Raw genomic sequence first — 464 nt, forward strand, 5'->3', positions numbered from 1 at the left:
CAACAGATAAAAGAACAACAACCGAATTTACACAAGATAATTTCACATTTTGTATAAAAAATATATGGAATGAAGTTTTACAGATTGCTTTATCTCCAATACTTCTTATTCTAGGAAAACAAATAGATTCTGTTAATGTTTTAAATGATGTATTTTTACAACTACGAAATTTAAAATCAAATATGATGAAATCATTTGAAGCAATCCTAGAACCATTTTGGACAAGATTTTATAATACTGGATTACAATTTTCTCAAGTCTATCAACGAATGATGTCAGCAATGAAGAGGGTTGGAGGAATTGCTGTTGCTACACTTTATATGGGTATTGGAATACAGAAATCAATTGAAAATTTAATAGAATTTATTGTAAAGATTGTTGGAATTATTTTAGTTATATTAATAAGTCTTTTTATTGTATTCTTCTTTGGTTTATTACCTGTTTTACCATTAATTTTAACTACT

General features: G+C 25.9%; 1 protein-coding gene. It reads left to right on the forward strand.

Annotated features, from left to right (window positions below; translation table 11 throughout):
* Positions 1–464 (forward strand): hypothetical protein (locus AC3DE3_RS17295; protein ID WP_488370853.1); only part of this gene is annotated, 464 nt, incomplete at both ends.

It is taken from the genome of Dietzia sp. IBK-p2-16D (genome assembly GCF_057773085.1).